The following is a 19,991-nucleotide window of genomic DNA, read 5'->3' as shown; positions in this document are numbered from 1 at the left end:
TTCATCGTCTCCTCATGATCCCCTGTGGTTCGCCGTCGACCGATAGCACATGAGATACGGTCGCCTCGGCACCGAGTGGTACCTCTTCAACATCATCATTGCTGACTATTTGTGAACGTGCCCGGCACTCACGGCACAGCCCCTCGACCAAGTGGTGGTCAACGCGTCCACACCAGCCCTCACACAGCCCGATGACTGCCCCGTTCATGACTCTAATTTCCATTGCACAAAACAGTCGCGTACTTGCGTTGCGCCGTAACGCTCGACAGGACCAAGACCTCGACGGCTATGCGTGACGCGTGCATACGTCTCAAACTCATCCTCCGGGGGTTTCTCGATCCAGAGAACGGCGTTGGCACGGTCGATCTCTATCTTCTTCAGCTCAAGACCTCTGTTTTGCAGGTACACCAATACCGCTTCTGCATCCACCATCATCTGACCCATGCTTAACTTGCGATTCATGACTCTTCTCCTTTCAGTCGACTGTGAGGACAATGACCACTGCGGCAGGCTTTGTAGAGCCTCACGCGCTGCGGGTTGCTCAGTGAAAAATTACGGCGTTGATTCTCCAGGCAGTGATGGGCCTTGAGGGTGCCGACCACCGGACAGTTGACGGTGGCCATCAATAACGCGCCATTTACAGACTGTTCAACGGCACCTAAATCACCGCTGTATTTGTTGGCCAGGACGTTGCTGACCACGGCCGGTGAGTAACCGATCTTGTCGGCGACGCGTTTCTGGCTGCTGTGGTCACACTGCTCGGCCATGATTGCGACCCAGTAGGGCACCTCATCGCCCCAGCTGTCCTTTGCGCGCTCAACGGCGGGCACGGGTATGTTTTTCTTCTCTGCGGCGCTCATTCGTCACGCTCCTTCTTGACTTCGGCGGTCCATACAATCTCATCAAGGTTCGGGTCATAGACTTGACCAACCCTTCTAACGATAGGAGGACATGGGCCTGTATTTTTTGACGGGAGGAAGCGGCATCGTTCAGCAACAGGCCCCAGGCTTTCTTTGACTACTACGATGTAGCCCGCATATTTCAGGTAGCGCATGTAGAGCTTCGCGTCGCATGGAGGAACTGGACGATCTTCTGTTGATGCGTGAAGGGCTAATTCATTTTTGTTGAACTCCTGGAGCACTTTCATTGAACGCCACATGGCATCTCGTCCACCGGCATTCGTGACATCCTTGCCGTCACGGTTTACATAGGGGCGCTCGATACCTATGTCGTTAATGAGTTCCCATACATCTGATTTGAAAAGGTGCGAACCTCGCTTACAGCCTTTGTCTCCTTTGGCTATGGTTAAATATTCAGCCCTCTCAAGACCCTTCACATAGATTCGAATAACGGACGCATTCATGCGAGTCTCATTCTCGATATCAGACAGAGTGAATCTGCGAAGCTTCCTGATCGCTGCCCACATAGCATTCCGGCTAATTTGATCATTGATAGATTGTCTCTGGATCATTAGACTCTCCGCTTCGGCGCTTCGCCGGTGAAGAGTTCGTTGTTGCCCCATACCTTGAGGTCTATCTTGTCGAGCCCCTGCGTGAGGGCATGCTGCTCAACACGGTCCAGGTTGACGCAGATACGACGGACACTGCCGTTGGCGAGTTCTGCGATGCGCTTGAGCAGGTCGTTGGCTATAGTCACCTTATGCACGAAGAGTTTTGCCAGGTGTTTGGCATCATCAATGTCGGCTGGCTGTGCGGGTACCCAGTCAAGCACGCGGCCGTGAACCCGTTCCCATTTGCGCAGCTTCTCGGGTAACCGTTCTTCACCAATAAGTAAGATGGTGCTGTGACTGGCCTCGTAAAGGTCGCGCACGATCTCGACGGCCTTCTTGTCGGCCAGGTGATCCATTTCGTCGATGATGAGTGGGCGATTGGAGAGCGCGAGCTGCTCGCCTGCCTGTGCCGTCATGGCGGCGATAGTGGTGTTGGGCACCACCCCCATTTCATTCAGCACATTTTCGAGGAAGGCTTTTTTTGTCCAGGCACTCATGCACTGGACATAGTAGGCACGTAGTTTGTTAGCCACATAGGCGGCGGCGGTACTCTTTCCCCAGCCAGATGGCCCGTAGAAACAGACCATGCCGGGCAGGTGTTCAGGTCGATTCATCGTCCGCTGTACCGCTGCCGCGCAGATGGAGACGTTGGCCAGTGGTGCAACGGTTGGGTTGACGTGGTCTTGTTGTTGGTTCATTCTTATGGCTCCTAAAGTGTTTTCGAACACGGCCCGTAGCGTCAACTGCGGGCTTTTTTATTGGGCGATGCTCAGCCCGAATTCCTCATGCACCATCCGCTCCGCCGCATACTCTGGCGTGCCCTGGTATCGCTGATGCCAGGTAAGGTCGTTTTCTGCCACCTCCACTCCTGCAGCAATCGCTGCATCTATCTCAAGCCAACGGTGAAAGCGCTGGCGAGGCTGTTCAGGGAGTTGCTGTACGTCAGCCAACGGGATGCTGGCCAACTCCTCGGCGATGGCCTGCTCTGCAGCGGTGAGTGCGCGCTTCTGCGGGGCCTTTCGTTGATGGGTCACCGGATTAAACAGACGGACTGAACCGGCTTGTGGTGGATGCTCAACCGGCATGGTCGGCACCATACCGGCGATTTCGATAGCGTCCATCTTATCTTCTGCCTTGGCGGCAATCTTGGTCGCTTTGATCATCGCGGTGCGCTGGCGCGTGTGTTCGCGTGCGGCCGTGGTATCGCCGAAGCCTGTGGTCGTGATGCATTGGGCTTCACCGATGTAGCGACTGTCGAGGGTGTAGAGGTGAACATTATCGTGCAGTGCCTGTGGGTCGAAACGCACCACCACCTTCTTGCCAACGAACTCATAAAGCGCGTCGCTGCCATAGCGGTTCTTGCCGATACCGGATGCCTTGCCCGCATCGAGTGTGACGGTGGCATCTGCTTTGACGTTGACGGCCTCAGCAGTCAAAAGCCAGAGACGACGTTGCTCGGCGGTGGCCTTGCGTATCGTGGCTTTTTCATAAGAGTCGTTAAATGCCTGGTTAAAGGATTGCACGCCGTCACAAATTTCAGTGCGTCGACCTTCTTTGGCATTCCATGCGGATATTTCTTGATCGAGTACTTTAAGAAACGTATCGAGCGGCACAACCTTGCTGCCGTAATTGTCGGGCTTGGCCATTGGGTTAGCGCCCGTATGGGCACCAGCAAAAGCGGGATGCTTGTCGACATACTCACCCAGGCCCCCGACACCAAAGGAACGCTCAATCGGTTTTGCCTGGCCATGACCCTTACCCGCAAGGACTGATGTCCAATGCACCTGAATACCCAGTGTTGGAAACAGGCCGAGAGGATCGTCTTTCTTTACTTTGAAGCGATAACGATTGGCGACACCACCCGTCATCCATTTGTTGGCGGCGGCACGGGTGTTATCGATGGTGACATCATCCGAGAGGCCATACTGCTCAACCAAATCGCCGAAGGATAAACGGATCACATCCGTGTTTTCGCTAATGTCTGTGCGATAGCTGAGTATCTTACGACTGTATATGTCTTGCCAGAACCATGTCTTGGGTCGGACGATGTCACCGTTCGGCCATTCAACGAAGACGTTGTGCTGGTAGCCATCACCATTAATCCACTGCAAGGCATGTAAATCACGAATACTACGTTGCTGCGCTGGGTACATACGCATCAAGGCGTACTCACCCTCGCGCATGAGTACTCGAACTGTTGGGGGGATATCTTTCTCTATTTTCCGCTCCAACGTGCGAAGACTTGGTATCGCCCAGCCGTGCTCGGCAGCGGTTCTTTGTAGCCGGTCATAACATGCTGCAGCACCAGGCTGTTCAAGGCGCAAATAATCACTCTTAAAGAAGCTCCATGCCTCATCGCTGCACTCGGCTTTTGCGGTGCGTCCGGTGTATCCGCTGACCAGGGCAGCAAGCCAGTCGGAACGGTGGTAGTGCTCAACCTTGCCATACTGACGGTATAGGGTTGCCTTGCTCACACCGGCTGTCTTGGCGGCGGTATTCCAGGCGACGCTCTTTGCTGTGCCGTTTTCAATCAGTGTGAGTGCGGCATTGATGGCAGCGAGTCGATCTTGTGCCTGTTGTTTTGCTGTCTCGGACTTGCTCTCGTAATTAGCCCAGAGACCTTCGCTATCGTAGTGATGAATCCCGGCCTTTTTTATTGCTGGTTTTGCAGTCGCAACCGGTTGCTGCTGAATTAACAGTGCGGCTTGGGTATCGGTTGGCAGGCTGTATAAGTGATACTCCCACCCTTTACCTTTTGTTCTTTTCTGTCGTGTAATATCACCACGATCACCCATTTTGTTGACGCCGCGAACACTGGTCGGCATGCCTTGCACCCCAGCCAGTTCAGAAGCGCTATACCACTCCTTGCTCATGCCTCACCCTCCGCAAACATGTCAAGCTCTGGCTGGCGCTGAATGTTTTCCCGGTGATACGCCACACCACCCATGATCTGAGTCAGCGCTTCGGCAGTTTCCTCGACGTTGCTGCCATCTGTATAAAACCGCATCAAGAGCCCCATACCCCGGGCGATAATGAGCTGCAGCTCATTGATATCGAGTGCCTCTGCAGCTTTGCCGGTGGGGATATCGATCAGAAGTTTGTGTGAGCGAATAGCGAGATACTGGGTTACGTAGTCGATACCACAGATGTTCTCGTAAGCCGGTATTTTACTGGCGGGCATGTGCCCGTTTGAAAGCCACTTGTATAAGACCGATTCTGTGACATCCATTAACTCTGCGATGGCCGGTACTGTGAGGCGATTGAAGTATCGTGCATATTCATTACAGAGGCGCATCGCATCACGTAGATTGGATGGCTGTAACCGTTTCCATGCGGCCTTGGTTTTCGGAAGTCTCATAACGTCACCTGTTCTAAATTTTGAGATTGCACAGCATCACTGTCGGACCTAGGCTTTAAGCATCCAACAACCGAGAACTCGGACATGAAAAATGCACAGCCTGCTGTACCAATCAGAGAGGTCGCCCGTAAATATCCTTTAGCAATATTTACAGTGAGCGAAATGAAGTCAGAACTCACAATGATTCGTCGTGCAATGAAGCTTCCCGCTACCACAGAGCCATTAGATGACTGCGATGATGATGAGTGGAATGACATCATTTCAGACTTCATGGCTTATCTTGGCCCTTTGCCTGAAAGCGATATTTGCACCCAATGGGCCCTTTCAGCCACTGATCGAAGTCGTCAGATAGTTGCCGTTCAGATTTGCCGTGCGCTCCGGGCCATAAAGCACGCAAGCGGCTTGGTAGATGACACAAGTACCGCCACAGGTTTACTGCTTCCCATTTCATTCTCTGAACGTATCGAATTGCTATTGGGGAGGGCTCTGCTGCCCCTGGCATGGGTGCGCCAGCTTGATATCCTTCGTTTTTGAATCGATATTCTGATGGTTTATATGGGCATTGATGCACCATTACGCCGCCTCCGGTGTGGTACATTTAGTATTGCTTTTAGTGTTGCCTTTTATGGGGTATCGGGTAGGCCATATCTCACCGGGCTTTATGTCCAAGGCTTCGGCAATCAGGCGCTCGCCCTTCGGCCAATGGCGGTCCAGGGCGATCACCAGGGTGGTAGGGCTCTTATACCCGTGATGCGTAGAAAGACGACGCAGACTCCATCCGGCTTTACGTAGTGCGGCGACAATGTCGGCGCGATGCCAGTCCTCTGTGACTGCTTTTTTTGGGTTGCGTTGTTTGCTCATGGTTAAAACTTATCGCATATTTGCGACTCAAGTCAAGCGTTTATGCGAGTTCCGATTCGCAATTATGCGTAAGAATTTTTTATATTATGTAAGTGGTTGAAATATTATGACTAAAAGACAATCAGAACCAAATATAGAAAACAGGAACTCGGTTCCGATTCTAACGCACGGAATCGGAACTCGCATAACCGCGACTGCCGATCGCGTAGGTGGGAAGAAAGAACTGGCGGCAAGGGTTGGTTTGTCTGAATCGCAACTACATCGCATTGTTGCGGGCGATAGCCAGGCCAAGGTTGAGACAATCGCCTCAATGGCCAAGGCAGGCGGTGTTTCGATTGAATGGCTGGCCACCGGCGAAGGCCCCATGATGATCACTGAAATCAAAGAGCAGGCAGCCACCTATGGAGTAAAAACGGATAAGCTCGGTGATGAATACGCCTACATCCCTCTATACGATGTTCGCGCCGCTGCAGGGCATGGTTCCATCGTTGAAAGCGAACAAGTTATTGATTCATTAGCATTTAAGCAAGAATGGCTGCATAACGAACTCCACATCAACCCATCCGACCTCTATCTTATATATGTACAGGGGGAGAGCATGGAGCCAACACTACGTGCTGGTGATGTCATCCTTGTGGACCGTAGCGACAACAAGGCAAGCCGTGAGGGTATTTATGTCCTGGTGATGGATGGCACGCTATTGGTAAAGCGAATACAGAGCCTGCCAGGTGGGCGCATGCGCATTTCTAGTGACAACCCTGCCTACGAGCCCTTTGAGATGGAAAAAGTCTGGTTTAACGCCGATTATCAGGATGATCGTGAAGGTGCTGGCGTAATAGGCCGTGTCGTGTGGTCAGGCCGCCGCATGTAAATACCCGTTAAATGGCCTGTTGTCGTGTCGCAATTCTAGTGGCGAGCGGCCCGTTTTTCGATTTTGTCGCAATTCAAACGCAATCGGTTCGCCACGCCCTCCGCCGCCCTCAAACCCGCACCACTAAAGGCGTTCCCACCAAATCCCTAGCCTTCCCGTTCTATCCCTGTTTGTCGCATACCAAGTGACCCCTCACACCCGTTAGGGTTCTGTGAGCGCGCAGCGCCTGTTTTGTCGAGAAGCACAGGGAACCCGAAGGGCGGGGTTGTTGGGCGCACTTTCTTTGGTTAGCTTTCTTTGTGCGAGCAAAGAAAGTAACTCGCGCGCGGTAAGCGCGAAAAAACAGCTGCTTATTAAAATTTAAAATCTCTTAAAGAAAAAAACTAATAACACCCCTCACCCTAACCCTCTCCCTGAAGGAGAGGGAATAAAAAACGGGCCGGAGCCCGTTTCTCATTAAATCAAACAACCAACACTATCCCGCCATCGGCAGCAGCGGAATAATCAACAACGCGACAATATTAATAATCTTGATCAGCGGGTTGATTGCCGGACCAGCAGTATCCTTGTAAGGGTCGCCGACGGTGTCACCGGTCACCGCAGCCTTGTGGGCCTCAGAGCCCTTGCCGCCACAGTTGCCGTCTTCAATATACTTCTTGGCGTTATCCCAGGCACCACCACCGGTGGTCATGGAGATGGCGACGAACAGGCCGGTGATGATGGTACCGATCAGCAGGCCACCGAGTGCCTTGGGGCCAAGGATGAGGCCGACGAGTATCGGTACCAGTATCGGTAACAGCGATGGCAACATCATTTCCTTGATCGCGGAGCGGGTCAGCATGTCGACGGCGCGTGAGTAGTCCGGCTTGGCCGTGCGTTCCATAATGCCAGGGATCTCCTTGAACTGGCGGCGGACTTCGACGACGACGCTACCGGCAGCGCGACCGACGGCCTCCATGGCCATGGCACCGAACAGGTAGGGTACGAGGCCACCAATGAACAGGCCGATGATGACCATGTGATCGGAAAGACCGAAGGTAATAGTCTGACTCGTGTGGGCAGCCAGTTCGTGTGTGTAGTCGGCGAACAGCACCAGTGCGGCGAGACCCGCCGAGGCGATCGCATAACCCTTGGTTACGGCCTTGGTGGTGTTGCCAACGGCATCGAGCGGGTCGGTGATGCTGCGGATCTTGTCATCCAGCTCGGCCATCTCGGCGATGCCACCGGCGTTGTCGGTGATAGGGCCGTAGGCATCGAGGGCGACGACGATACCGGTCATGGACAGCATCGAGGTCGCGGCGATGGCGATGCCATACAGGCCGGCAAGTTCATAAGCTCCCCAGATGCTGGCACAGACGGCGAGCACCGGCAGGGCAGTAGACTTCATGGAGACACCGAGACCGGCAATGACATTGGTGCCGTGACCGGTGGTCGAGGCCTCGGCGATGTGTCTGACCGGCGCATATTCAGTTGCGGTGTAGTACTCGGTGATCACGACCATGGCGGCAGTGAGGACGAGGCCGATGAGGGCACTGTAGAACAGGTTTATCGAGGCCACGCTGCTGCCATCAATCGTCACACTGTCACCGAGTATCCAGGTTGTGATGGGGTAGAAGGCGATAGCGGAAATGCCGCCGGCAACGGCGAGGCCACGATAGAGGGCATTCATGATCTTGCCACCCTCTCTGGCCTTGACGAAGAAGGTGCCGATCACCGAGGCGATAATGGAGGCGGCGCCGAGGACGAGCGGGTAGAGCACGGCGGCATCACCGGCGTTACTCAGCAGCAGGCCGCCGAGCAGCATGGTGGCGATGAGGGTGACGGCATAGGTTTCGAACAGGTCGGCGGCCATGCCGGCACAGTCACCGACGTTATCACCGACGTTGTCGGCGATCACAGCCGGATTGCGTGGGTCGTCTTCTGGGATCCCGACCTCAACCTTGCCGACCAGGTCGGCACCGACATCGGCACCCTTGGTGAAGATACCGCCGCCAAGACGAGCGAAGATAGAGATGAGTGAGCCACCGAAGGCCAGGCCGACCAGCGGTGTGAGGCTGACAGCCCCCCCGGTCGGTGTCATGGCGGTGAGGACGGCGTAATAACCGGCGACACCGAGCAGGCCGAGGCCGACCACAAGCATGCCGGTGATGGCACCGCCACGGAAGGCGACCTGCAGGGCAGCATTGAGGCCATCATTGGCGGCCTCGGCGGTACGCACATTGGCACGCACCGAGATGTTCATGCCGATATATCCGGCCCCGGCCGAACACAGGGCACCGATGGCAAAACCGATGGCGGTGAGGACACCGAGGGAGAGGAAGATGGCCACGAACAGCACAGCCCCGACCAGACTGATGGTCGTGTACTGGCGGTTCAGGTAGGCCTGGGCGCCTTCCTGTATGGCCGCAGCGATCTCTTGCATGCGGTCGTTACCGGAGGGTTTTGAGAGGATCCATGTATAGGACCAGGCACCGTAAACAAGGGCGATAAACGAACAGGCGATCGCGATTAGCAGACCAGTAGACATTGCAATTCCTCCACCTTACTTATTTGTAATTATCAGGGTCGGACGATGTAGCTATTTTTGTGCGCCCATTATTACTGCCTTTCAGGCGACAGGGCAAGTCGGGACAGATGTGGAGGGGTAAAAGGCGCAGTACGGTAGTACGGCTTACAAACTGGGTTAGACAGGGCGTGAGAAAGACCTGCCCAAAGATGGTCTCAAGGTCGAATTCGCGGATCAGGCCATCTACGGCGGCCTGGCCATGTACATTCTGGGCCTCGGTGAGGATGAGTTCCCGGGCTTTGTCGATAGTCATAAGGGCAGAGGCGGGTGCCCCGAGACATGGGGCACCCGAACCCGTACCGGATTAAAGCTCGAACTTTGGCAGTTTCTGTTTAATACCAACGTTTTTCATACGTACGTACTGTGGCATGCCGTTCTTGTAGGGCGGATAGTCTTCACCCTTGATGAGTGGCTCAAGGTACTCACGGCACTTCTTGGTAATGCCATAGCCATCGGTGGTGATGAAGTTCTTCGGCATCATCTTCTCAACATTGGCCACCTTGCTCAGCGGGGCCATGCCAACCTTCCACTTGAACGGCTTGTTCGAGATGCGATCAACTGTAGGCATGATGGAGTTGTGACCCTTGAGGGCAAACTGCACAGCGGCCTTACCCATGGCATAGGCCATGTCGACATCGGTCTTGGAGGCGATGTGGCGTGCGGCACGCTGCAGGTAATCGGCGACGGCCCAGTGATTCTTCAGACCCAGTTCATTCTGAACCATGCCGGAAATGACGGTTGCGGCACCACCGAGCTGGGCATGACCGAAGGAGTCCTTGAGGCCGGTCTCGGCCAGGAATTTGCCATCCGGGTAGTGCACACCCTCTGATACCACTACGGTGCAGTAACCGTGCTTCTTGACCATGGCATCGACCCTGGCGAGGAACTTCTTCTGGTTAAATTCAACTTCAGGGAAGAGGATAATGATTGGGATCGGCGTATCGTCAGTCGAGGCAAGACCACCGGCGGCGGCGATCCAGCCGGCGTGACGGCCCATAACTTCAACAATGAAGACCTTGGTCGAGGTCTTGGCCATTGAGGCGACATCGAAGCTGGCTTCGCGGGTTGAGACGGCGATGTACTTGGCCACCGAACCGAAGCCCGGGCAGTTGTCAGTAATCGGCAGGTCATTATCAACGGTCTTTGGCACGTGAATGGCCTGAATCGGGTAACCCATCTTTTCAGACAGTTGTGAAATTTTGTAACAGGTATCCGCAGAGTCACCACCACCGTTGTAGAAGAAGTAGCCAATGTTGTGGGCCTTAAAGACTTCGATCAGACGTTCGTATTCGCGTCGGTTGGCCTCGAGGCTCTTCAGTTTGAAGCGGCAGGAACCGAAGGCACCGGAAGGGGTATGACGCAGTGCCTTGATAGACGCAGCGGATTCCTTGCTGGTATCGATCAGGTCTTCGGTGAGGGCACCAATAATGCCGTTACGACCAGCGTAGACCTTGCCGATCTTGGCCTTGTTGGCACGGGCAGTCTCGATCACGCCACAGGCAGAGGCATTGATCACGGCGGTGACACCACCGGACTGTGCGTAAAACGCATTCTTTGGTTTCTCAGCCGTTTTCTTCTTCGCGGCGGTTTTCTTAACGGCTGTCTTTTTTACAGCTGTTTTCTTTTTGGCAGTTTTCTTTGTTGCCATGATGTAGTCTCCTGAGATGGTCAGTTAGCTAGGTTTATATAAATAGAGTTAGTTGGCGGCGTCATCTTCCTGCCGGGTATCGCGCGTATGGTCGGCCTGTACGCGCAACAGCGAGATAATACAGTCTTCGATTGCATCGTATTCTTCGATACCGGTGCCGTATTGCTGGTGAATGCGGTAGAAAACTGGCAGCGGTATTACTTCGGTCGGTTTGAAAAATCACGAAATGGCCGTCATTGGCCTCACAGTACAGGCCTGTCACCGGGGGCAGTTCACGGTCATGCGGGTGCAGACGGTTTTCACTGTCGATGATTTGGGTCTCGATCTTCTTCTTGAAGCGCGCTGCGAGGGTACTCTCGACGGTCCATATCTGGCTATCGGTGAAATCGGGGATTTTTTTGCTCATTTTGCCGTCTTGCGATGATTTTGGTTGCTGGTATTGCCACGCGGGCCATCCGCGGGCGGTAAAGGATACTGCAAAAGCGCAGAAAATGCATAACCGTTCATTGACTTGGCGGCCATCGGCAGAGTAGGTTAGATAAAAAAGCGGCATTTTCTCCCCCGGAAATGCTTGGGCGTAATCGCGCCGAGGGCGTGGTGGGGATAAAAACTACAATATAAATAAAGACTTAAAAAGTCAGGTGGGCAGCATGAGGATCATTTTACTAGGCGCGCCAGGATCAGGGAAAGGCACGCAGGCCAAGTTACTCGTCAAAAAATTTGGGGTCGTACAGATTTCTACGGGTGACCTGCTGCGTGATGCCGTCGACAAGGGTACGGCGCTGGGTCGTCAGGCCAAACCGCTGATGGACAGTGGTCAGCTCGTCCCTGATGAGATCGTGCTCGGCGTGATCCGCGAACGCCTCGAGGAAGAGGATGTGGCCAAGGGTTTTATCCTCGACGGCTTCCCCCGCACCCTGCCGCAGGCCGAGGAACTGGACAAGATACTCGTCCAGTTGCGACTGCCGGTCCAGGGCGCCCTGCTCATTGATGTGGACGTCGATGCGCTGATTCAACGCCTTGGCGGCCGTCAGACCTGTAGCGCATGCGGTCAGATGTACAATCTATACACCTCGCCCTCAAGGTTGTATGACCACTGTGATGTTTGCGGTGGTGAGCTACGGCAGCGTGCCGATGATAACGAGGAAACCATTGGCAACCGTCTGCGTATCTATGAAACCCAGACGATGCCACTGCTCGATTACTATCGGGAACAGGATAAGTTGCGCACCATCCAGGGTGTGGGAGAGATCGAGGACATCTTTACCGCCTTGCAAAAGGAACTCAAGACCTTGCCAAGTGAAGAGGCCTTGCTCAAGGACATTATTTCGACAACCTTTGATGATCTGGAGCGCAAGGTACTTGAATCCGTACAGCAGGCGCTGGCCACCGCCAACAAGGACCTGATCGAGCCGGCCGACGAGGCCTTGCAAAAGGCCGAGAAAGTTGTCACCAAGGAAGTGAAAGAGGTTAGTAACAAGGTCAGCAAGGCCGCGAAAAAGGAGGTCAAGGAGATAAAGAAACAAGCCAAGGCTATCGGCAAGAAGGTCACCAGGGCAGCGAAGAAAGAGGTCAAGGTGATCAAGAAAGAAGCCAAGGCCATCGGCAAGAAGGTCACCAAGGCAGCGAAGAAAGAGTCGAAGGTAATCAAGAAGGAGGCCAAGGCCATTGGTAAAAAGGTCAGCAAGGCTGCAAAGAAAGAGGCCAGGGAAATTGGCAAGAAGGTGAACAAGGCCGTCAAGGGCCTGAAAAAGAAAGTCAGTGATGCCACCACGACAAAAAAGAAGGTGGCAACAAAGAAAAAAGTGACAAAAAAAGCGGTAACGAAGAAAAAGGTGGCGAAAAAAGTCGCCAAAAAAACGGCAAAAAAGAAGGCAAAAAAGAAGGCCGTTAAAAAGCGTTAATGGCAGTCAGAAGTTTTTTCGGACATCGGACAACGATTAGGTCTGCAGGGGTGGTTTGTCCTACAGGGCATTCGCTTTAGCGGGTGTCTGATTGTGCGGTGGGACGTAGTTATGCCCGGGTAAGGCCGCAAACAATATCCCTATGAAACTAATCGCCCGGTGAGTCGGCTCACCGGGTTTTTTAATATCCGTTTTAGTTCGTTAACGATGCTTACTGGTTTGCAGATAATTGTTCTTGTAGTTGCAGGATCTTGTCTTCGAGATCCGGATAAAGTCCCTGTTCAGCCGCTTGTTTATACCAGTAAAGGGCCTGTTTCAGATCGCGTTTGGCATCGCGGCCAAGTTGATACATAAGGCCCAGCTTTACCTGTGAGGGCCAGTGGCCCCCTTGGGCTGCGACACGGAACCACTTAAGCGATGCCTTTATATCGCGTGAGGTACCCCAGGAGCCCGCCGCGTAGAGTTGTCCCAGGCGAAAGGCGGCAAACGTGTTCCCCTGTGTTGCCTCTTTAATCATCAGCGGCACATTCGGGCGCAACTTATCACCACACAAACCCTCGTCGGTGAGTTTGGCTTCGAGCCAGTAACAGCGAGAGGCCTTACTCTCACTTGATATGCCGGGGAGGGCGTCTTTACCCTCGGCCTTAAGCCCCGGAACGGGGCTTAGCAGGCTGGCACCCAGCACGGCGGTGAGGGTGCCGATATTGTAGGGGTTTTTCATAAGTGTCATTTTGAGCGTGAAATGAGGGGGGGCGACTTTAACGGAGCCGACGCCGAGGTGCAAAAAACCTTGTCGTCAGAATTGATGATTGCTGAACAGATAACTGCTGCAGCAGGTCATCATTCATCAATCTGAGTTTTTTGTAGCAAGTAGTTAATCTTTTTATCGAGACCCTTGTAAGGCCCCTGGCTGACGGCCTGTTCGTACCAGTGCAGGGCCTGTTGCAGATCACGTTTCACGCCGCGACCGAATTCGTACTGTCGGGCCAGTTCGACCTGTGCATCACGATTACCACCGATGGCACCGCGTTCGAACCAGTAGTGGGCCTGCCGGTAGTCGCGTTTTACCCCCCAGGTAGCACTGGAATACAACTGGCCGAGGCGATAGGCCGCGGCATGTTTACCCTGTTCAGCGGCCGCCTGGATGCGGGGAATGTCCGGCCTTAGTGCTTCACCACACATGCCCTCGGTGATCTTGCCCTCCAGCCAGTAACAGGCCCAGGGGTCGAAGTGCTGTTTTGTGCAAACTGGTGGCAGGATTTCAGCGGCGAATACCTGTGTGGGCAAGGAGACAAGCAGGCTGCTGTTGAGTGCGGTGGTGAGAAGGCCGATTTTGTATTTATTCTGCATAAAAATATTAGAGTGAGATAAAGATTAAATGTTCCCTGATACGGTTAGAAGCTAGTTTGTTGCTACCGACTCACAGAACCTCTTCGAGGTTCATTATGCGTACCCCAGCCGTACTGGCTTGGGGCAACCCTAATCATCGTCCCGATGGTTCAGGGCATCATCAATCGTTTGCCTATGTCCTTCCGGCTTCCATGCCGGTGCAATCACGTTAGGCATATCGGAGCGGTGAAGTAAACGTGCCGGGGCCAGGACGAACTCGCCGTAGCGCTGATTGATCTGATCCATGACCTTGTTGACCTCGCCGTGTGTGACGTCCGCAGCAGAAAACAATTGCAGTTGCTGATCGGCGGGTTGCGGGTCGAGGGCATTGACCTGGACCTGAAACACGCCCTCGCCATGCCAGCGATGGGCGAGGACAAAACGGCAGAGTCTGAAAATGGCCTCGGCATCATTATCCGGGCTGGCCAGTTTTAGTTTCAGGCCGAGGTAGCCTTCGCGGGTGCGCAGGCCAATGCCATAGTGCTGGGCCTGCATGGCATGGCGGCGCAGGCGGGCGGCGAGTTTTTCACTCATGTGGCGCAGGTAGGTGAGCAGCACCTCGGGGTCACGAGTGTTTGGCGGCACGACCTTACCGTGGCCCATCGATTTGGGCGCGGGGATATCGGTCGTCACTCTGTCCGGGTCCTCGCCCTGGCACATGAGCCAGATGCGTCGACCGAGATTACCAAAGCGTCGTGCCAGCACACTGATGGGCAGTTGGCCGACCTCGCCACAGGTGCAGGCACCGTGTTCGGCGAGAAAACTGCCGATGCCCTCGGCAATGCCACACAGTGCGGTGGCGGGCTCGTGTCGCAGGCGTTCGCGCGCCTCCCATGGCGGGATCACGGTCAGTCCATCCGGTTTTTGTAGTTTGGCGGCGAACTTGGCCGTGGTCTTGTCGCCGGCCACACCCACCGAGCAGGTGATCCCCGAGACCTCGAGTACCCGCTGTTTGGCCATGCGGGCCATACGTACCGGGCTGCCGTGCAGACGTTGGCAGTGGCTGACATCGAGGAAGGCCTCATCGACAGAAAAGACCTCAATGTCCGGGCTGATATCCTGCAGGACCTGCATGATCGCCGTGGAGACCTTAATGTAGGCACGTGGTCGTGCCGGGCGCTGAATGAGTTTTGGGCAGAGTTTTTTTGCCTCGGGCAGGCGCATGCCGGTATGGATGCCATAGGCACGGGCCTCGTAAGAACAGGTGATGATGCAACTGCCGCGTTCGCCATTGGTCACCGCTACCGGCAGGCCACGCAGCGTCGGGAAGTCGCGCTGCTCAATGGAGGCGAAAAAGGCGTTCATGTCGATGTGGACAATCGCCCGTGGCCAGATAACAGGACATTGTGTTGGCATTGAAGATCAAAGCCCAACACAGAGGGTCGCTCTCGTGCGTCCATGCACTTCGCGACACTCATTCATCCTGAACATCGCGCAGAGAGGCGCGGAGGACGCAAAGGCGGACTGAAATATGTAATCCTGAGATTGCAGTAATTTACTCTGCGATCTTTGCGTCTTCGCGCCTCTGCGTTGGGCCTTTATAAAAATCAGGCCTGAAGAAATGATCATTCAGATCTATTTATAACTGCGGAGTTGGCCAACCACGATACCCTGGATGGTGATGCGTTCGGCGGGGTAGATCATGGGTGTCATCTGCTCATTGGCCGGGATGAGCATGACCGCGCCATCGCCGTGGTGGCGCAGGGTCTTGAGGGTGGCCTCTTCCCGGTCGATGAGGGCAACGACGATATCGCCATCGCTGGCGCGATCACATTGCTCGACGATGACCATGTCGCCATCGAGGATCCCGGCCTCGACCATGGACTCGCCCTGCACCTTGAGGACAAAACGGTTCTCGCCGATGAAAAATGCGGCCAGGTCGATCCGGTCATGGTCGGGGATGGCCTCGATGGGCTGCCCGGCGGCGATACGGCCGAGCAACGGCAGGGAGTGTGAGGACTCACTCTCGATAAGGCGTATGCCACGGTGCTTGCCGGCAAGGATCTCGATATAACCCACACGGCGCAGGTCCTGCAGGTAGCGGTGCACCACGCCCTTGGAGTGGATGCCGATACCGAGGGCGATTTCACTCAATAGCGGGGCATAGCCATGCTGCGCGAGGTAGCCGCGGATAAAGTCGAGGGTGTCTTGCAGGCGGGGTGTGAGCATGTCCAGAGCATAGAGAACGTTTGGAGAACTTTCAAGTGATGCGTGCAGTGAAACGCCCGGCTAATGGCCTAAGGGATGCCCCTGCCTTGCCGATAACTTATAAGTACTTCTAGACTATGAAAAAAGTATGGGTATCATCGGTACTTAATGCCGTATAAAACTTAAGGAAATCGTTGGGTGAATAAAGATAATAACGTGTTATTCGGCATTGCCGTGATTGGCCTGCTGCTAACCCTGCTGTTCTTTATCACCGAGTTTCAACACTCCGGACGTGAGGCGGCCAGGGATTATGTCAACGGCCTGTTTGCCTATAGTGAGCGCCTCGAACACGATGTCGCCGCCGCCGAGCATCTCCTGAAGGACTTGCAGACACGGTTTGATTCCAGTCGTGATGCGCCCAGTGAACCGGCCTTTCACCGTTATACCGACGAGCATTTGCCCCACCACTACGGCCTGAGCAGTGTCACCTTCCTGCGTCGGGTCAACGCCGGCCGGCGAGCTGACTACGAGCGCCTGATGCAGGCGAATGGCAAGCAGGACTACCGGATTCACCCCGTCGACGAGGAGTTTTATCAGGACAGCCCGGCGGCTATGCACCTGGCCGTCCATTACAGTAACGGCCTTGAGACAGTGGCCCTGCAGCAACCCGGGCGTGACTGGTTGACCCATGTTGGCCTGCAGGAAAAATTGCTGGCGGCCGGTGATAGCAACGAGACAGTGTCTATCATACATAACGACAACCTGTATTTGTTGCAGGCCATTTACGCCAAAGACATTATCAATGAAACGCTACATAGCCGTGAGAAGGTCCTGCACGGCGTACTGGCCCTGCAATATGACCTGCGCCTGTTGTTGCGCGAGATGGAATGGCAACCGGGTCTGCGGCTTGAACTGGTGGAGAGTAATACGCTATGGGAAATGCCGGGTAGGGAGAGCCTGTTACCAATAGCCACGGCGCTGCACCCGCTGAGGCTCGGTAATCAGGATTACCGCCTGCAAATGCGCTACCCGATACAGTTCTCAGATATCGATACCATGCATATTACGCTGGTCCTGGTGGCCGGCGTCCTGCTGACCCTGTCAATTATGGTGTTGTACCAGGCCTATGCGCAGCGGCTGGCGGCGTTGCGTGTCAGCGCAGAGATGGGACTGAAGGTGATTAGCAAGCAGGCGGATACGCTGGAGCGTCAGGGTATCGAACTGGCGCAACAACAACAGGTGCTGGATGCGCACTCGATCGTCAGCGTGGCAGATGTGGATGGGTACATTACCTATGTGAATGACAGGTTCTGCGAGGTCAGTGGTTACAGGCGTGAAGAATTACTTGGCCAGAATCATCGTATCGTGCGCTCAGGTGAACACAGCGATGAGTTTTACGCACAGCTATGGGCCACCATCAGTGCCGGTAAGGCATGGCACGGTATTGTCTGTAACCAGCGCAAGGACGGCAGTCTGTACTGGGTAGACTCAACGATCCAGCCCTTTCTCGATGCAAAAGGCAGACCGGAGCACTATATTTCCGTGCGTACGGATATTACGCCACTCATGCAGACACGGGACGCCCTGGTCAAGAGTGAACAGAGTCTGCTGCAGACGCAGGCCTTCGCCAACATTGGTAGCTGGGACTGGAATATCCAGACTGGCCAGATGCAATGGTCGGAACAGGTCACGCAGATGCTCGGGCGCGATAACCGCAGTTATAGCCCCAGTTATGAAAATTACCTGTTGGCCATTCCGCCGATGGACAGGGAGGGGGTGATTACTGCGATCGAAGCATGCAATCACGAGGGGCGCGAACTCTCGATCACGCACCGCATATTCTGGCCAGACAGGAGCATACATTGGTTACAGCTAAAGGGTAATGTCACCCGTGCTGAAGATGGCACTCCGTTACACTTGCTGTGTATCGTGCAGGACATTACTCAGCGTAGCCAGATGGAATTGATGCTGGACAAGCAGAAACGTCTGCTCGATATGTTGCGACAGGCCATACTGCATTATGTACAAACACCTTCCCTGCAGGAGGTTGCAAAAGATCTGCTGGCGGGCCTGTTACAAGTCACGGATTGTAGCCTGGGCTTTCTTGGTGAGGTGAATACGGATGAAGACACGCCGTATATCACCATGCATGCCGTGAGTAATATCGCCTGGGATGAAGACTCGCGAGAACGCTATACCGAGGGACAACTCATGTCGCGGGATAAGCATAGTCTTCTGACGTATGTACTGAATAGCGGCCTGCCATTGATTAGTAATAACGCGACGATTGACCCGCGCGGTGGTGGGGTGCCGATTGGACACACCCGGATCGAAAATTTTCTCGGCGTGCCGGTATATTACGGCGAGGAGATGGTCGGGATATTTGCCCTGGCCAACCGCGAGGACGGTTTTGATCATTCATTGATGGATTTCCTGCAACCCCTGCAGGCAACTTACGGCATTCTCATTCATGCCATGCGCAGTGCCAAGCATGAAGAGCAGACCAAACAGGACCTGTTGAATGCCAAACTGGATGCCGAGCACGCCAGTCGTGCGAAGTCCGAATTTCTGTCAAATATGAGCCATGAATTGCGTACCCCCCTGAATGCCATCATGGGTTTTTCGCAATTGCTTGCCGAGGATAGCACCACGCCGCTCACTGAAGAGCAGAAAGAGAGTACCAACGAAATCTACCAGGCCGGGCAACACCTGCTGGAACTGGTCAACGAGATACTGGACCTGGCAAGGATTGAATCCGGGCGTATGGAAGTGCGTTGTGAACAGGTGGCCATGCATGATGTGTTTGAACAATGTATCAGCCTGACCCAGCCCCTGGCAGAAATGTACGATATTCAGTTTACGGCCGACATGGATGGCCTGGAGGGAATATGGGTCGAGGCCGATCATGTGCGCCTGAAGCAGGCGATTATTAACCTGTTGTCCAATGCGATTAAATACAATCGCCAGCAGGGTAAAGTCAGGCTGGTCTGTGAGGTGATGGAGAGTGATTGGTTACGCATCAGTATCACCGACACCGGTCAGGGGATATCCCGGCAGGACCAGGAAAAAATCTTTATCCCCTTTGAACGTCTGGGCGCGGAACAAACCACTATTGAGGGTTCGGGTATCGGCCTGACGATCACGCAACGCATGGTGGAGTTGATGGGGGGCCGCATGGGTGTGGACAGTGTACTGGAACAAGGCTCCTGCTTCTGGATTGAGTTAAGGCGTTGTGTCGCCGTGGAGGCCATTGAAATGCCAGGGCTGGGCATGTCTGCAACAGCCGCGGCCACCGAGAAAGAAGCCGCAGACGATATCGCCGATGCCAGTAATACCTATAAGATCCTTTATGTTGAGGACAATCCGGCGAATGTGCGACTGATGAGATTATTGATGCGACAACGCTCTGATTATACATTGCTGGTTGCCGAAAACGGCGAGGAGGGTGTGCGGATGGCGCAGAGCACACACCCGGATATTGTCTTGATGGATATCAATCTGCCTGGTATCAATGGCATCGAGGTGGCGGACATCCTGCGCGGGGACTGGCTCACCAAGGATGTACCCCTCGTTGCAATAAGTGCCAATGTCATGCCCGGTGATATAGAAAAGGCCGCCGCGGCCGGCTTTGAGGCGTACCTGACAAAGCCACTTGATGCGCGTAAGCTATTTCAGGTACTTGATGAATATCTGCCAGATAAAGGCAGTTCAGAATATATCGATATGCAGTAATGCA

At 54.4% G+C, this 19,991-nt stretch carries 19 protein-coding genes and 1 pseudogene; 4 read left to right on the top strand and 16 right to left on the bottom strand.

What is annotated here, in order from left to right:
* Position 1 precedes the first annotated feature (1 nt).
* From EL386_RS13230 to EL386_RS13200, 7 genes are all read right to left on the bottom strand, one after another.
* Positions 2-208 (bottom strand): hypothetical protein, encoded by a 207-nt coding sequence (locus EL386_RS13230; protein WP_126456704.1) that lies wholly within the window; start codon positions 206-208, stop codon positions 2-4.
* Positions 205-462: a hypothetical protein gene (locus tag EL386_RS13225; protein WP_126456703.1), complete on the bottom strand. Its 258-nt coding sequence runs from the start codon at positions 460-462 to the stop codon at positions 205-207. Before EL386_RS13225 ends, EL386_RS13230 begins: the two co-directional genes overlap by 4 nt.
* The gene (locus EL386_RS13220; RefSeq protein WP_126456702.1) at positions 459-860 is read right to left on the bottom strand and encodes a transcriptional regulator; all 402 of its coding nucleotides are present in this window, start codon (positions 858-860) and stop codon (positions 459-461) included. The genes EL386_RS13225 and EL386_RS13220 overlap by 4 nt, the downstream gene beginning before the upstream one ends.
* Complete coding sequence (locus EL386_RS13215; protein WP_126456701.1) at positions 857-1,363, bottom strand: hypothetical protein; 507 nt, start codon at positions 1,361-1,363, stop codon at positions 857-859. The genes EL386_RS13220 and EL386_RS13215 overlap by 4 nt, the downstream gene beginning before the upstream one ends.
* 107 nt (positions 1,364-1,470) lie before the next feature.
* On the bottom strand, positions 1,471-2,208 hold the full coding sequence (locus EL386_RS13210; protein ID WP_126456700.1) for an AAA family ATPase: 738 nt from the start codon (positions 2,206-2,208) through the stop codon (positions 1,471-1,473).
* A gap of 57 nt (positions 2,209-2,265) precedes the next feature.
* Positions 2,266-4,383: a transposase domain-containing protein gene (locus EL386_RS13205; RefSeq protein WP_126456699.1), complete on the bottom strand. Its 2,118-nt coding sequence runs from the start codon at positions 4,381-4,383 to the stop codon at positions 2,266-2,268.
* On the bottom strand, positions 4,380-4,868 hold the full coding sequence (locus EL386_RS13200; RefSeq protein WP_197722094.1) for a hypothetical protein: 489 nt from the start codon (positions 4,866-4,868) through the stop codon (positions 4,380-4,382). The genes EL386_RS13205 and EL386_RS13200 overlap by 4 nt, the downstream gene beginning before the upstream one ends.
* A gap of 84 nt (positions 4,869-4,952) precedes the next feature.
* Here EL386_RS13200 and EL386_RS13195 point away from each other — a divergent pair, with 84 nt between their 5' ends.
* Positions 4,953-5,402, top strand: coding sequence for a hypothetical protein (locus EL386_RS13195; protein ID WP_126456697.1), 450 nt, complete (start codon positions 4,953-4,955; stop codon positions 5,400-5,402).
* A gap of 39 nt (positions 5,403-5,441) precedes the next feature.
* Here EL386_RS13195 and EL386_RS13190 read toward each other — a convergent pair whose 3' ends face one another.
* Positions 5,442-5,729 carry a helix-turn-helix domain-containing protein gene (locus EL386_RS13190; RefSeq protein WP_126456696.1) on the bottom strand — a complete coding sequence of 96 codons (288 nt, stop codon included), beginning with the start codon at positions 5,727-5,729 and terminating at the stop codon, positions 5,442-5,444.
* Positions 5,730-5,835: 106 nt separating this feature from the next.
* On the opposite strand from EL386_RS13190, the gene EL386_RS13185 reads away from it, so the two are divergent.
* Positions 5,836-6,600 carry an XRE family transcriptional regulator gene (locus EL386_RS13185; protein ID WP_126456695.1) on the top strand — a complete coding sequence of 255 codons (765 nt, stop codon included), beginning with the start codon at positions 5,836-5,838 and terminating at the stop codon, positions 6,598-6,600.
* A gap of 475 nt (positions 6,601-7,075) precedes the next feature.
* Here EL386_RS13185 and EL386_RS13180 read toward each other — a convergent pair whose 3' ends face one another.
* The 4 genes from EL386_RS13180 to EL386_RS15555 form a co-directional block, all read right to left on the bottom strand.
* Positions 7,076-9,127 carry a sodium-translocating pyrophosphatase gene (locus EL386_RS13180; protein WP_126456694.1) on the bottom strand — a complete coding sequence of 684 codons (2,052 nt, stop codon included), beginning with the start codon at positions 9,125-9,127 and terminating at the stop codon, positions 7,076-7,078.
* A 19-nt stretch (positions 9,128-9,146) separates the two neighbouring features.
* Entirely contained in the window at positions 9,147-9,419 is a 273-nt protein-coding gene (locus EL386_RS13175) for a hypothetical protein (protein WP_126456693.1), read from the bottom strand.
* A gap of 51 nt (positions 9,420-9,470) precedes the next feature.
* On the bottom strand, positions 9,471-10,814 hold the full coding sequence (locus tag EL386_RS13170) for a 6-phosphofructokinase (RefSeq protein WP_126456692.1): 1,344 nt from the start codon (positions 10,812-10,814) through the stop codon (positions 9,471-9,473).
* A gap of 61 nt (positions 10,815-10,875) precedes the next feature.
* Positions 10,876-11,220 (bottom strand): hypothetical protein, encoded by a 345-nt coding sequence (locus EL386_RS15555; protein ID WP_148103032.1) that lies wholly within the window; start codon positions 11,218-11,220, stop codon positions 10,876-10,878.
* 244 nt (positions 11,221-11,464) lie between these two features.
* Here EL386_RS15555 and EL386_RS15910 point away from each other — a divergent pair.
* A pseudogene (locus tag EL386_RS15910) lies at positions 11,465-12,106 on the top strand (adenylate kinase); the annotation flags it as partial.
* A gap of 823 nt (positions 12,107-12,929) precedes the next feature.
* On the opposite strand, the gene EL386_RS13155 reads toward EL386_RS15910, so the two are convergent.
* The 4 genes from EL386_RS13155 to lexA form a co-directional block, all read right to left on the bottom strand.
* Positions 12,930-13,439 (bottom strand): tetratricopeptide repeat protein, encoded by a 510-nt coding sequence (locus EL386_RS13155; RefSeq protein WP_172597727.1) that lies wholly within the window; start codon positions 13,437-13,439, stop codon positions 12,930-12,932.
* 119 nt (positions 13,440-13,558) lie between these two features.
* Positions 13,559-14,068, bottom strand: coding sequence for a tetratricopeptide repeat protein (locus tag EL386_RS13150; protein WP_126456688.1), 510 nt, complete (start codon positions 14,066-14,068; stop codon positions 13,559-13,561).
* A gap of 129 nt (positions 14,069-14,197) precedes the next feature.
* Complete coding sequence (locus EL386_RS13145; protein WP_126456687.1) at positions 14,198-15,463, bottom strand: DNA polymerase Y family protein; 1,266 nt, start codon at positions 15,461-15,463, stop codon at positions 14,198-14,200.
* Positions 15,464-15,682: 219 nt separating this feature from the next.
* Positions 15,683-16,276, bottom strand: coding sequence for a transcriptional repressor LexA (gene lexA / locus EL386_RS13140; RefSeq protein WP_126456686.1), 594 nt, complete (start codon positions 16,274-16,276; stop codon positions 15,683-15,685).
* Between the two features lie 177 nt (positions 16,277-16,453).
* On the opposite strand from lexA, the gene EL386_RS13135 reads away from it, so the two are divergent.
* Complete coding sequence (locus EL386_RS13135; protein ID WP_126456685.1) at positions 16,454-19,987, top strand: PAS domain-containing protein; 3,534 nt, start codon at positions 16,454-16,456, stop codon at positions 19,985-19,987.
* Positions 19,988-19,991: the final 4 nt, after the last annotated feature.

It is taken from the genome of Sulfuriflexus mobilis, assembly GCF_003967195.1.
GTDB lineage: Bacteria > Pseudomonadota > Gammaproteobacteria > AKS1 > AKS1 > Sulfuriflexus > Sulfuriflexus mobilis.
This window is presented reverse-complemented; position numbering and strand designations above follow the sequence as displayed.

Excerpts from the sequence above, each read along its gene's own strand:
- EL386_RS13175 (WP_126456693.1), bottom strand. The coding sequence starts at position 9,419 with ATGACTATCGACAAAGCCCGGGAACTCATCCTCACCGAGGCCCAGAAT.
- EL386_RS13210 (WP_126456700.1), bottom strand. The coding sequence starts at position 2,208 with ATGAACCAACAACAAGACCACGTCAACCCAACCGTTGCACCACTGGCC.
- EL386_RS13170 (WP_126456692.1), bottom strand. The coding sequence starts at position 10,814 with ATGGCAACAAAGAAAACTGCCAAAAAGAAAACAGCTGTAAAAAAGACA.
- EL386_RS13195 (WP_126456697.1), top strand. The coding sequence starts at position 4,953 with ATGAAAAATGCACAGCCTGCTGTACCAATCAGAGAGGTCGCCCGTAAA.
- EL386_RS13155 (WP_172597727.1), bottom strand. The coding sequence starts at position 13,439 with ATGAAAAACCCCTACAATATCGGCACCCTCACCGCCGTGCTGGGTGCC.
- EL386_RS13150 (WP_126456688.1), bottom strand. The coding sequence starts at position 14,068 with ATGCAGAATAAATACAAAATCGGCCTTCTCACCACCGCACTCAACAGC.
- EL386_RS13145 (WP_126456687.1), bottom strand. The coding sequence starts at position 15,463 with ATGCCAACACAATGTCCTGTTATCTGGCCACGGGCGATTGTCCACATC.
- lexA (WP_126456686.1), bottom strand. The coding sequence starts at position 16,276 with ATGCTCACACCCCGCCTGCAAGACACCCTCGACTTTATCCGCGGCTAC.
- EL386_RS13220 (WP_126456702.1), bottom strand. The coding sequence starts at position 860 with ATGAGCGCCGCAGAGAAGAAAAACATACCCGTGCCCGCCGTTGAGCGC.
- EL386_RS13180 (WP_126456694.1), bottom strand. The coding sequence starts at position 9,127 with ATGTCTACTGGTCTGCTAATCGCGATCGCCTGTTCGTTTATCGCCCTT.
- EL386_RS13215 (WP_126456701.1), bottom strand. The coding sequence starts at position 1,363 with ATGAATGCGTCCGTTATTCGAATCTATGTGAAGGGTCTTGAGAGGGCT.
- EL386_RS13190 (WP_126456696.1), bottom strand. The coding sequence starts at position 5,729 with ATGAGCAAACAACGCAACCCAAAAAAAGCAGTCACAGAGGACTGGCAT.
- EL386_RS13185 (WP_126456695.1), top strand. The coding sequence starts at position 5,836 with ATGACTAAAAGACAATCAGAACCAAATATAGAAAACAGGAACTCGGTT.
- EL386_RS13225 (WP_126456703.1), bottom strand. The coding sequence starts at position 462 with ATGAATCGCAAGTTAAGCATGGGTCAGATGATGGTGGATGCAGAAGCG.
- EL386_RS13200 (WP_197722094.1), bottom strand. The coding sequence starts at position 4,868 with ATGAGACTTCCGAAAACCAAGGCCGCATGGAAACGGTTACAGCCATCC.
- EL386_RS13230 (WP_126456704.1), bottom strand. The coding sequence starts at position 208 with ATGAACGGGGCAGTCATCGGGCTGTGTGAGGGCTGGTGTGGACGCGTT.
- EL386_RS13205 (WP_126456699.1), bottom strand. The coding sequence starts at position 4,383 with ATGAGCAAGGAGTGGTATAGCGCTTCTGAACTGGCTGGGGTGCAAGGC.
- EL386_RS15555 (WP_148103032.1), bottom strand. The coding sequence starts at position 11,220 with ATGAGCAAAAAAATCCCCGATTTCACCGATAGCCAGATATGGACCGTC.